The 12427-nt window shown below is 46.1% G+C and carries 7 protein-coding genes; 4 read left to right on the top strand and 3 right to left on the bottom strand.

The genetic code is table 11. From position 1 onward, the window contains the following. Complete coding sequence (locus ACM0P2_RS04270; RefSeq protein ID WP_419227356.1) at window positions 1-3738, top strand: AAA family ATPase; 3738 nt, start codon at window positions 1-3, stop codon at window positions 3736-3738. 133 nt (window positions 3739-3871) lie between these two features. Here the strand turns inward: ACM0P2_RS04270 and ACM0P2_RS04275 are convergent, their stop codons facing one another. Beyond that, window positions 3872-5233, bottom strand: a complete 1362-nt coding sequence (locus ACM0P2_RS04275; RefSeq protein ID WP_419227357.1) for a glycoside hydrolase family 68 protein — start codon at window positions 5231-5233, stop codon at window positions 3872-3874. Between the two features lie 919 nt (window positions 5234-6152). Between ACM0P2_RS04275 and sstT the strand changes: the two genes are divergently transcribed. Continuing rightward, on the top strand, window positions 6153-7373 hold the full coding sequence (sstT, locus tag ACM0P2_RS04280; RefSeq protein ID WP_159118478.1) for a serine/threonine transporter SstT: 1221 nt from the start codon (window positions 6153-6155) through the stop codon (window positions 7371-7373). 35 nt (window positions 7374-7408) lie between these two features. Here sstT and hutG read toward each other — a convergent pair whose 3' ends face one another. Together hutG and hutI are read right to left on the bottom strand one after the other, a co-directional pair. Then, window positions 7409-8377 carry a formimidoylglutamase gene (gene hutG, locus ACM0P2_RS04285; RefSeq protein ID WP_159118479.1) on the bottom strand — a complete coding sequence of 323 codons (969 nt, stop codon included), beginning with the start codon at window positions 8375-8377 and terminating at the stop codon, window positions 7409-7411. After that, the gene (hutI, locus tag ACM0P2_RS04290; RefSeq protein WP_419227688.1) at window positions 8370-9629 is read right to left on the bottom strand and encodes an imidazolonepropionase; all 1260 of its coding nucleotides are present in this window, start codon (window positions 9627-9629) and stop codon (window positions 8370-8372) included. The genes hutG and hutI overlap by 8 nt, the downstream gene beginning before the upstream one ends. A gap of 152 nt (window positions 9630-9781) precedes the next feature. Here hutI and ACM0P2_RS04295 point away from each other — a divergent pair, with 152 nt between their 5' ends. Both ACM0P2_RS04295 and hutU read left to right on the top strand, forming a co-directional pair. Beyond that, window positions 9782-10558, top strand: a complete 777-nt coding sequence (locus ACM0P2_RS04295) for a UTRA domain-containing protein (protein ID WP_159118481.1) — start codon at window positions 9782-9784, stop codon at window positions 10556-10558. 104 nt (window positions 10559-10662) lie between these two features. After that, window positions 10663-12426, top strand: coding sequence for a urocanate hydratase (hutU, locus tag ACM0P2_RS04300; RefSeq protein WP_236547100.1), 1764 nt, complete (start codon window positions 10663-10665; stop codon window positions 12424-12426). The last annotated feature ends 1 nt before the right edge of the window (window position 12427 follow it).

The following is a 12427-nucleotide window of genomic DNA, read 5'->3' on the forward strand; positions in this document are numbered from 1 at the left end:
ATGAGAATATTGACCTTACGCCTTAAAAACCTAAACGCCCTAAAAGGGGAATGGAAGATAGATTTCACCCAGTCGCCGTTTATCGACAATGGCCTGTTTGCTATCACAGGCCCAACGGGGGCGGGTAAAACCACGCTACTTGATGCCATTTGTTTAGCGCTTTATCACCAAACCCCTCGCCTGGGGCCAATTTCAACGTCTAACAACGACATCATGACCCGCGGCACGGCGGAGTGTTTGGCGGAAGTTGAGTTTGATATTAAGGGTAAAGCCTACCGCGCGTTTTGGAGTATGCGCCGCGCTAGAGGTAAAGTAGACGGTAACCTGCAAAGTGCCGATGTTGAGCTAGCTGAAGTGGGAAGCGGCAAGGTACTGGCTACCCAGGTTAGACCGAAAAGTGAAGAGATAGAGAAGCTGACCGGCCTTAATTTTGCCCGCTTTACTAAGTCTATGATGCTGTCGCAAGGGGATTTTGCTGCATTTTTAAATGCTAACGAGGCCGACCGAGCCGAGCTGCTTGAAGAGTTAACTGGCACCGAAATTTACGGGCAAATATCACAGGTAGTGCATCAGCAATTTAGCGATGCTAAACAAAAGAAGAAAGAATTCGCGATAAAGTTAGAAGGCGTAACTTTGCTAAGCGACGAGCAAATTATCCAGCTTGAAGAAGAGCAAGCCGAAACCAAAGGCCAAGTCGCAGCGTTTAACCAAACACTTGCGGAACTGCAAAAGCAGCAGCAGTGGGAACATGCATTTAGCGCCAACGAGCTAGCCATTAAAGCAGCCAGTGAAGCACAGCAGGCCGCGAATAACGCCATCAATGAGGCAAAGCAAGAACTTGATCTTTTAACCCAAAGTGAGCCCGCTGAAAAACTTCGTCTGCCGTTCTTGCAGAGAAACGGGCTTCAGCAAGATGTAACACGGTACAAAGAAAAGCTTGGTGAAAAGACAACTCAGCTTCCCGATTTAAAAACGCAAAAAGCACAGCTCAGTTCGGAAGTGAGTAAAGCTGAACAAGCGCTACTTCAAGTAAAGCAGCAAAGTAGTGAGCTTGAGAAGCGCATAAACGAGCAGGTTGTTCCGCTGGATAACGAAATCGCGCAGAACACTGCCGCTCAACAAAAGGCAAACGAACATGTCGCGAATTTAACGGGCTCAATAAACGCGCTAACACTAAAGCGCACAGAAATTGAAAATGCCTCGGCAGATAACAAGACAAAACTCGAAGCATTGGAAGCCTACTTAAATGAACACCATTCACTGAGCGGTATGGCTGAGTTTATCAGCGGCTGGAGTGAAACGGCCCGTTATATTGAACAAGATCAGAAGCAATTAGATGCACTGACACAAAGCGTAAAGAATGATCGTCAGGCGCTTTCATCCCAAGATGAAGCTATCGCAAAAAACAATGAAACCTTAAACACCTTAACTCAGACCTTCGATACCAAAAACGCGCAAGTTGCCAAGTGCGAAAAGGCACTTCATGCTTTATTGGCTGACGCGCTATCTGATCCCAGTAAGGCCAGCGCTAATAGCAAAATGGGTCTTCAGCAAGAGCGCGATAATAAACTTCGCCACTGGGACAACCTAGTGCAAGCGGGACACGTTCAACAGCAATATTTAGCACTGGGTGAAGATAAGGTATCGCTGAGTGCACAGAAGGAAGACTTAGCGAAACAGTTACAGCAGCAGCAATCTGACCGCCAAGCCTTGGTTGATGCTTACAAACAAACCCGCGGTGATTTAAAAGACATTGAGGCGCTTATCGCCCTAGATGCTGAAGTGGCCCATCTTCGTGCTCAGCTAAAAAGTGGCGAACCATGCCCTGTGTGTGGGGCTAACGAGCACACCACGTCTAGCGTGGTTATTGATGTACCTGAAACTATTCAAAAGCGAGATAGCTTAAAACAACAGCTAGATAATATTGAGCTACAGGGGGCGCGAGCAAAAGAAAGCGTTACACACACCGAATTTACCCTTGCTCAGACTAATAAGCAGCTAGATCAAGCCATTGCGCAACGAGAGGCGTTGTTAGCAACGTGGCAGCAGATTTTACATGCAATGTGCGCTGATATACCGAGCTTCCAACAGGTCGACATTGATACATTGCAAAGCGTCGCTCAATTTACCGAACAGTTTAAAAAACGGCTTGATGACATTGGCGCCCAGTTAACCCGCATAGAAGAATGCGAGCAAGCCCTTAATGCCGCAATTCAGAGTAAAAATGAAGCGCAACACGCGCTACAAGCCAAACAGTCAGAACTTGCGGTTACAATGCAGCAGCGTGAAACATTGGAAAAACAAATCACCGAACGCAATGCAGAGTTAGAGAGTAAAACTAACATTGTTAACGATAGTATTGAGGCGCTCAGCAAGACGATGACGGCATACGGTGCTGAAATTCGTAATATGTCTATCGATGGAATTGCTAAATGGTTAGCCGAAAAAGTCGAAGCCCTCAAAACTTATAAACAAAATGATCAGCTGCACGGCAAACTTAAAAGCGAGCTACAAGAAGTGGATAGCACCTTGCTTGTACTCAATCGCGATATCGAAAGTGCCGACAACCAGCTGAAAGGCGTATCCCAAGAACTCTCGCAGTTAGATAGCAGCCTAAAGGCACTGCGTGATTCGCGTTTAACCATATTCCCTGAAGGCAATATTGCTGAAACAAGGAATAAGGCAAACGCCGCCCAAGAAAAGGCTGAGCGAAACCTGAGTGAATGCAAATCTCGCTTGCAACAAACTCAGACCATCTTGTCTCGCGTAGAAGCAGAAATTGCTCAACTTGACGAGCAAATGCGCGAAAAAGAGCAGGCACTTACAGAAGCAACTGAGTACTTTAATCGTAAGTTGGCAGAAAGCCCCTTTACCGACGAACACGCGTTCAGCCATGCCCTTTTAGACGAAGAAAACCGAACTAGGCTTCTTGAGCTGCAAAAGCGATTAACTGAGCAAAAACAACAGGCTGACCTTAAATTAGAAAACGCGCTGACAACACAGCAGTCGCTTACAGCGCGTGACCATGCAGAGCAGTGGCTGCGCGATTTACAGGAACACGGTGCACAGTGGCTCGATACGAAAATTGCCCAGCAAGCTCAGCAGCGTGACACGCTATTATCTTCTTTAGGGCAAATTGAACAGCAGCTAAGCGCCAATAACCAAGCACGAAAAAAACAGCAGCAGCTTGTAAACGAGATGGCCCAGTTCGAAGCCTACTACGACGATATTACTTACCTGCACTCACTGATTGGTTCGGCAAGCGGCGACAAATTCAGACGTTTTGCCCAAGGGCTTACTTTGGACAACTTAGTGCAGCTAGCTAATCAGCAGCTTGATAAATTACACGGTCGCTATCAGCTAATTCGAAAGGAAAACGAAGGGTTAGGTTTAAGTGTACTAGACACTTGGCAAGGTGACGTAGTGCGAGATACTAAAACCTTGTCTGGCGGAGAAAGTTTCTTAGTGAGTCTTGCGCTGGCTTTAGCTTTATCAGACCTGGTTAGTCACAAAACCAGTATCGATTCGCTGTTTTTGGATGAAGGCTTTGGCACTCTGGATGCTGAAACTTTAGACGTGGCCCTTGATGCGCTAGATAACTTAAATGCCAGCGGAAAAATGATTGGCGTGATAAGTCATATTGAAGCCATGAAAGAGCGTATTCCTACTCAGCTTAGAGTAATTAAACGCAACGGTGTGGGCTTAAGTGCACTAGAAAAGCCTTATGCGGTGGGGTAGTGGCGCAGCCGACAGCCAGCAATAGAAGTTACTTTTTGCTTAAAGCTTTGTTCATCTCATAAAAACGGGTAAGCGAAGCGCTTACCCGTTTCAACACTATTTGCTTTAAAAAAGCAATTACTTAAATGTTTGTTTATGGAATGAAGGCATCGTCAAAAGTGTGAACGAAAGTAGTTTTCGTTTGTTGTTTTGTCACCATCTTAACCGTAGGCGTTAGCGTACCAGCAAACTCACCCTGGACATTGTCTAAGAAGGCTTCAACAAAGCCACCTGGCATCATGTACCAAGAGTAAGCTTGTTCATTGTTTTCAGGCGGATTTGCCAACACTAAACCACTTCCATTTAGTGGAATATAGTCACTGCGAATTGACGGCCCAACAAAGCCGTATAGCCCATCTACACCAGCATCTTGAAGCGCAGGGGAAAAGGTAAATTTATGGCTGATAGTCCATAGGTATACGAGTCCGCCAGAGAACGTTGCGTGGGGGCGTTCTAGCTGTTGGTTAGTACAGTTAGCATGCAAGATGGGCGGAAGAAGCTCAAACTCCGTCATACTATCTTCATTAGCAACGGCAAGACCTATATTACCGTTATAATATTTCGCCTGTGGGCTTACTGGAAGTGAACTGTCGTTCGCTGCCGCTGGATTAGCGCCATAAGGACCAGGGTTAACGGGATTAGTTACGCCATCGGTTGTACCGCAAGCAACTTCTTCACCTGGACTATTGCCTTCAAACAACATATAGACTTGACCGTCCTGCGGGTTTTTAAATACCCACGGGTCTCTGAAGCCATAGATGATGGGGCCAGCTTTTGATTGCTCAAGCGTTTGATACATTTCGCCATCCGCCTCAGCGATTATTTCGTGCTCGCTCCAGTCGCTAAAAGAAATGCCGTTTGAATCTGCAGAGATGGTTGCACTAGCCACAACGAGCTTTTGGGTAAAATATTCAGCATCATTCGGTCCAGCGCCTTCGCTACCCGAGGCCGTGTAGTAAAAGTAGACCTTGTTACCAACAAGGATAGTCGAGCCTGCCCATTCTCTTAGTCCCGGCGTATCAACGTCTTCGGGGAAAACATCACCTTGGTAGTCCCAGCTTTTTTCATCGCGTGAAATCGAGTAACCAATCTCAGCGGTCCAATGACGCTGTGGAAAATCTAAATCTCTGTCAGCAGTTAGCGAGAATATAACTTTATAACCTTTATAATTAACGGTTCTAGAGTCTAAGTTTGTCATCGGCCAAGTGTCCCAAATCCAAACTTCGTCAGTAACAATATCTACTGGCATCTCTTCTAAAAGAGGTAAGGTGTTATCCTCTTTTAACTCAATCTTTGCTGCATCATCTCGGGTCCAAGCGTCAGTATAGTCGCCCCACGCTGGGTAGCTCATCTGTTTTCTCGGATTTTCCGATGGCGCAGCATGTGCTGATCCTAGCAGACCTATGCCAATTGCTAAGGTCGTTGAACAAGTCAAAAACGTTTTTTTAAAAGTCATATAAACAGTCCTGTATTTACGATTAAGAAAGATAGTCATCCTCGGTCTATCTATCTCACATTCAGCATGTGGTATGCCAAGTATTGTTTTTGGTTTTTCATCTATATGATAATTAGAGGTAATTTAGGGTTTGGTGATTTTTTAGAGTTAGAGGTGATGCTAATTTTGAAGGTATAAGGCAACAGTTATACGTAAGTTATTCACCTTGACTGCAATATTTACTTAATCGATTAAGTTTTATTGGGCGTTGTAAATAATTCCTAACAGACTGACCTTTATGCATTTTTTCAACCTCTCAATTGTAGGTACGGTTGGTGAGATATATCGCAGAAGAAAAGTGTCGCAGTTGAGCATCATTTTTTAGGAGAGTATTATATTTAATTATAGTCATTTCACGTAAATACTATCAAAATTATGGTGTTATGATGCTTTATCTTTATCAAAAATAGATATGGAACATCATGTAAAGTGAAGCGATTCGTCATCCTCCCTATTTACGAGTGGACGTCTTATGCGCAAAAGATACTCGAAGGCATGTAAGCCCTTATAAACGGTAAGCATACGGTAATTTGCGAGTAACTAAGACCAAACAGGTTCATTTGTCTGGGGTTATACTCTATACCAGTCCACATAGATAATTACCCTCTCAGAAGGCGCTGGCAAGTTTCCTAGCAAAGCGTGGGAATGCAGGAATGGCTGTTCCCTTTCAAATCCCAGAATGCAGCTAGGAAGCTTGCCAGACCTTCCCGAAGGGCGAGTTTAAAATGTTCGTACTCTTTGTTGTGTTACCTTGATGTAGAACCACTATACCTGCGGTAACACGCCGCGATTACGAACATTTTAACTCTCGCTGAGTGGGTAATTATCTATGTGGACTGGTATCATGGCGCGTCATCAAAATAATAATGGACCAACATTTATGGATTCGACGTCTCGCCCAAGCCTGTTTCAGCGCTATATGAATGGCAGTTTGGTACTGCAAATTATCATTGGTATCGTATGTGGTATCGCGATAGCGAGTTTTTCACCATCGGCTGCCCAATCAGCAGGGCTGTTGGGTAACTTATTTGTAAAAGCTCTTAAAGCCATCGCGCCGCTTTTGGTTTTCGTTTTAGTCATGGCGTCTATAGCCAACCATAAGCAAAACGAACAAACTTTTATAAAACCGGTGCTTGTGCTTTACCTTATAGGCACACTAGTGGCCGCGCTTACCGCCGTGTTGGCAAGTTTTGCATTTCCTACAAGTTTAAGCTTAGTAACCTCAGACATTAGCCAATCTGCACCGAAAGGGGTCTCTGAAGTCCTTTCCACGTTGCTTTACAACATGGTAGATAACCCGGTAAATGCGCTAGTAAACGGAAACTATATTGGCATTCTGACTTGGGCTGTAGGTCTAGGTTTAGGTCTTCGTCATGCTAGTGACGCAACGAAAGCGCTACTTCAAAACATGGCAGATAGTGTAACAACCGTAGTGGGTTTTGTTATCAAACTCGCGCCCTTCGGTATTTTCGGCTTGGTAGCCAATACCATTGCCACAACGGGCTTTGAAGTATTGCTTGGCTATTCCCATTTATTAACGGTACTCATTGGCGCAATGCTATTTATCGCCCTTGTAACTAATCCGTTGTTGGTATTTTTGGCAACGAAAAAGAATCCGTACCCTTTGGTGTTTAAATGTTTAAAAGAAAGTGGCATTACGGCATTTTTCACCCGTAGTTCTGCGGCGAATATTCCGGTAAACATGGCGCTATGCAAACGCTTAAAGCTTGATGAGGACACCTATTCGGTATCTATCCCGTTAGGCGCGACCATCAATATGGCTGGGGCTGCGATCACAATCACCGTGTTAACGCTAGCTGCGGTTAATACTTTAGATATTTCCGTAGACTTTCCCACCGCTGTGCTGTTAAGCGTTATCGCAGCAGTATCGGCATGCGGAAGTTCAGGCGTAGCAGGTGGTTCGCTGCTGCTTATTCCGCTTGCCTGTAGCCTGTTTAATATACCTAATGAAGTGGCTATGCAGGTGGTCGCGGTGGGCTTTATTGTTGGCGTATTGCAAGACTCTGCTGAAACCGCACTCAATAGCTCAACCGACGTTTTGTTTACCGCCGCTGCGTGTGAAAGGGCTGGCGGCCAGTAAACATAAAAGAGTCAAACGTAAAAGCGTTAAACATGTTAAGTGTGCGAACTTATTGCATCTACCGCTTCAAAAATTAGCCGTGCAGCCAGTTTTGCTGTGCGGCTATCAATATCATAATTGGGGTTCATTTCTGCAACGTCACACAGTCTCCACTGATACCCGTAAGTACTTTGTTGCTGTGCTAAAAAGTGCAGTGTGTTGATAACAAGCGTGGGGGAAATTCCCAACGCACTGGGCGCGCTAACGCCAGGTGCTTGTGCTGCTTGGAACGCATCTAAACATATGGTGACATAAAGCGCATCAATGTCTTTTAGCATCGGAGATAGCAGTTCATCTATTCGCTGCATACACAGCGACTCATCATTTAACGCCACATCGGTTAAATAACGGGTGTTAGACGCATTAGCAAAGTTAAATAGCGCCGGTGTATTGGCTGCTTTAGATACGCCCAAGCAAGTGTAATGAAACGGTGTGTCGTGAAGCTGACAATGCTCGTACACTTGCCTAAATGGCGTACCTGAACTGCTGTTTGGAGATGGTTTTCTTAGGTCGAAGTGGGCGTCGAAATTAATGATACCAATGCGGATATTTGGGGATTTAGCCTTGAAAAGCCCTTGATAACTACCCCATGCGATTTCATGTCCCCCTCCCAGTCCAATGACTAATCCGTCATTTTGCTTGAGGGCATAGCTGATGGCATCGGCATATTGAGTTTGTGCTTGGGCTAAGTTATCTTGGGCAGTAACATTCCCTAAATCCGCCAATGATGTGCCTGGCCAGTGCCAAGGCAAGTTTGCAAGCGCATGGCGAATAGCGTTTGGACCAGCAGCTGCACCTACGCGGCCTTTGTTAAATGCCACACCCAAATCACTTTCAAAACCAACAAGAGTAACGGAGTCGGCTAACGCAGTTTCGTCGCCTGCCTCGATTTCGCTGACTTTTTGATGCCAACGTAGGCCCTCAACACCGTCTTCACTGTCTACTCTGCCTTCCCATTCAAACATGTTTACCTTCCTTATAAACCGCCACAGGGCGGTGGCCATTAATACAATAGGCAAGCTCAGCGGGCGTTTCGATATCCCACAGCGTTAAGTCAGCAAGCTTGCCTGCTTCAATAACACCTCGGTCGTGCAGCCCGAGTGCACTCGCCGCGTGCATTGTAGCGCCGCGTAGCGCTTCTTCTGGGGTGAGTTGAAACAGCACACACCCCATATTTATCGCGGTAAGGATAGAGGCTATCGGCGAAGTACCTGGATTAAAGTCAGTCGCTAAGGCCATGGGCACATTGTGCGCCCTTAGAGCACTTACCGGCGGCTTTTGCACTTCGCTTAAATAATAAAATGCGCCCGGTAACAGCACGGCAACGGTGCCACTTTGTGCAAGTAAAGGAATATCGCTGTCAGCTAAATATTCGATATGATCTACCGATAGTGCGCCGTACTTAGCTGCTAGAACTGCGCCTTTGCTGTCGCTAAGCTGCTCTACATGAGCTTTAATTGGCAGGCCATGCTTCTGTGCACTGCTAAATACACGTTCTGTTTGTGAAGTAGAGAAACCGATGGTTTCACAAAATACATCAACGGCGTCAGCCAAATGTTGCGAGGCAATGTGAGGAAGTGCCTCTTCACAAATAAAATTGATATACCCGTCTGGGTCCTCAGCGTATTCGTTTGGTAGGGCGTGAGCGCCTAAATAGGTGGTTTGAATACTCACAGGAAGGTGCTGCTCAAGCGATTTAGCTACACGTAACATGCGCACTTCAGTGTTTAAATCCAGCCCATATCCTGATTTTACTTCAATGGTGGTAACACCTTCTTCGCACAGTCGCTTTGCTCGCTTTATCGCGGTATTAAGCAAAGTGGGCTCATCTGCTCGTCGTGTTTTTTCCACTGTGCCTTTAATGCCACCGCCTAGTTGTGCAATGTCCACATAGCTTGCACCCTGTAAACGCATTTCAAATTCTTCAGCGCGGTTACCGCCGTAAACTAAATGAGTATGACAATCTATAAAACCAGGCAATAGCCAAGGAAGTTTAGTTTTATCCCCTTCATCTTGCGGAATTAGAGTAGTGGCGTCTATGACGGTATTGGCTTGCTGGAATACCTCGCCCAGTGCGTCATGGCAAGGAATTAACGCAGCAATTCTGCCGGCTGTTATGGCAATAGCATGTGACGATAGTTCGCCATAAGGAAAGCCGTTGTCTTGCATAGACGCAATGCGAACATTGTAAATAAGCGTGTCGTACTGATAACCCATAACGTGGTCCACTCTAAGTCACTCTTTGTTTAACTCTATCCAGAGTCACTACTGAAAGTAGTGTAAATTTTGAAGTAAGTGTACTTGTGCATACTTGTATATACAAGTATGCTGTTAGCATACTATTAACAATTTAGTTGTGACTCCACGATATGCAACCTCGATACAGGGTAATTAAAGCGGCAATTTTAGATGCCATTGAAAACGGTGACATGAAGCCAGGCAGTCAGGTGCCCTCGGAAAATCAGCTAGCGCAACAACACAGTGTTAGCCGGATGACTGCGCGAAGAGCACTAAGTGAAATGGTGGACGAAGGCATTTTGATGCGTAGCCAAGGGATCGGCACTTTTGTGTCGGATAGTCGCCCTATGAGCTCAATGCTAGAAATTAAAAGTATTCGCGATGAAATTGAGCAGCGAGGCCACCGTTACACCAACGAAATTTTAGTATTGGAAACCGCGCCTGCCAGCGATACCATTTCCCAGCGCTTGGCCGTCGATTTAGGCGCTCCCGTGTTTCACAGCATTATTGTACATTGCGAGAATAACTTACCTGTTCAGTATGAGGACAGGTGGGTTAACCCGGCATGGATAGACGATTACTTAAATAAAGATTTTAAAGCGCAAACCGCAAACTTTTATCTGAATCAAGTCGCGCCCCTTTCACAAGCCGATAACAGTGTAGAGGCGGTGGTTGTTGAAAAAGATATTGCGCAGGCGCTATTAATCAAACCCAAAGAACCATGCCTTAAAATTACACGACGGACATTCTCCCGAGTGCCAAATGCATTAAACAACCATTTAAGTGACAGCGGCGAGTCGCTATCTGCTAAGACGCGCGCAAAAAACACATCAAGTGCTGTCGTGAGCTACGCCGTTCTCTATCATCCAGGTAGTCGATACCGTCTGGGAGGACATCTAGAGTTCTAAGTATTACTGCGCCGCGAGCGCCAATAACTCGCTACTTTTTAAAACAGATACTTCCTAATAAAAATATAAATTGGCAAGTCAAAAAATATGCCTAGGAGAAGTTTATGAAACGCCTCGACCCTACAAGAGATATTCGTGCCCCAAGAGGCAGTAAGCTCAATGCGAAGAGCTGGCAAACCGAAGCTCCGCTTCGCATGTTAATGAATAATTTGGATCCGGAAGTGGCTGAGCACCCGCAAAATCTTGTAGTTTACGGTGGTATTGGTCGAGCTGCCCGTGATTGGGCGTCGTACGATAAAATTGTTGAAGTACTCAAGCGCTTAAATACCGACGAAACTCTACTTATTCAATCAGGCAAACCGGTTGGCGTATTTCCCACTCATGAAAATGCGCCGCGAGTACTTATAGCTAACTCTAACCTTGTACCTCACTGGGCAAACTGGGAGCACTTTAACGCGCTAGATAAAGCGGGTTTGATGATGTACGGGCAAATGACGGCAGGGTCGTGGATTTACATTGGCTCGCAGGGCATTGTTCAAGGCACGTATGAAACCTTTGTAAGCGTGGCGAAAACACATTTTGAAGGCAGGGCTGAAGGGCGCTGGATTTTAACTGGCGGATTGGGTGGAATGGGCGGAGCACAGCCCTTGGCCGCGACCATGGCGGGCTTTTCTATGGTGGCGGTAGAGGTTGATGAAACCCGTATAGATTTCAGAATTCGAACAGGTTATTTAGACAAAAAAGCACATTCGTTAGAAGAGGCTTTAGCCTTTCTAGATGAGGCCAAGCAAGACGGTAAGCCAGTATCAATAGGTTTGCTTGGAAATGCTGCAGAGGTATTTCCAGATATGTTATCAAAGGGGATTATCCCTGACGTAGTAACTGATCAAACGAGTGCCCACGACCCACTAAATGGCTATCTGCCAGTGGGTTGGACCCTAGATCAAGCCGAAGCGCAACGTAAAAAAGATGAAGCGTGCGTTGTTAAACAAGCAAAACAGTCGATGGCACTGCAAGTTAAAGCCATGCTTGGTTTTCAGCAAGCGGGTGCCGCCACCCTCGATTACGGCAACAACATCAGGCAGATGGCACTAGAAGAGGGTATTGAACATGCTTTCGATTTCCCGGGGTTTGTTCCTGCCTATATTCGACCGCTTTTCTGTCAGGGCATAGGACCTTTTAGATGGGCGGCGTTGTCCGGTGATCCAGAAGATATTTATAAAACTGATGCCAAGGTTAAAGAACTCATACCCAACAATCCACATCTACATAACTGGTTAGATATGGCCAAAGCGCGTATTCAATTCCAGGGTCTTCCCGCGCGTATTTGCTGGGTGGGACTAGGAGAACGCCAAAAGCTAGGGTTAGCATTTAATGAAATGGTTCGAAGTGGTGAGCTTAGCGCGCCAGTCGTGATTGGTCGGGATCACCTTGATTCGGGCTCAGTGGCTTCACCAAATAGAGAAACTGAGGCCATGCTTGATGGTTCAGATGCTGTTTCAGACTGGCCGCTACTAAACGCCCTGTTAAACACCGCGGGTGGCGCAACCTGGGTGAGCCTTCACCATGGAGGCGGTGTAGGTATGGGCTTTAGTCAGCACTCGGGCGTTGTAATAGTGTGTGACGGCACTGATGAAGCGGCTGAGCGTATAGCCCGAGTACTCCATAATGATCCTGCCACAGGCGTGATGCGTCATGCTGATGCAGGCTACGACATAGCGAAAGACTGCGCTGCTGCGCACAACCTCGACCTTCCTATGATAGATTGTGCGGGTAGCACTCAGGAAGGGAGTGGTACAGGTCTAAACCAACACGCAGTTAAAGCTTCAGATAAAGGGCCTGACAAACGAGCAGGCGGGGAGGCGTAAT

It is taken from the genome of Alteromonas sp. OM2203 (genome assembly GCF_048517045.1).
Lineage (GTDB): Bacteria > Pseudomonadota > Gammaproteobacteria > Enterobacterales > Alteromonadaceae > Alteromonas > Alteromonas gracilis.

Coding starts and splice junctions, on each gene's coding strand:
- ACM0P2_RS04270 (WP_419227356.1), top strand. CDS start 1: ATGAGAATATTGACCTTACGCCTTAAAAACCTAAACGCCCTAAAAGGG.
- ACM0P2_RS04275 (WP_419227357.1), bottom strand. CDS start 5,233: ATGACTTTTAAAAAAACGTTTTTGACTTGTTCAACGACCTTAGCAATT.
- sstT (WP_159118478.1), top strand. CDS start 6,153: ATGGATTCGACGTCTCGCCCAAGCCTGTTTCAGCGCTATATGAATGGC.
- hutG (WP_159118479.1), bottom strand. CDS start 8,377: ATGTTTGAATGGGAAGGCAGAGTAGACAGTGAAGACGGTGTTGAGGGC.
- hutI (WP_419227688.1), bottom strand. CDS start 9,629: ATGGGTTATCAGTACGACACGCTTATTTACAATGTTCGCATTGCGTCT.
- ACM0P2_RS04295 (WP_159118481.1), top strand. CDS start 9,782: ATGCAACCTCGATACAGGGTAATTAAAGCGGCAATTTTAGATGCCATT.
- hutU (WP_236547100.1), top strand. CDS start 10,663: ATGAAACGCCTCGACCCTACAAGAGATATTCGTGCCCCAAGAGGCAGT.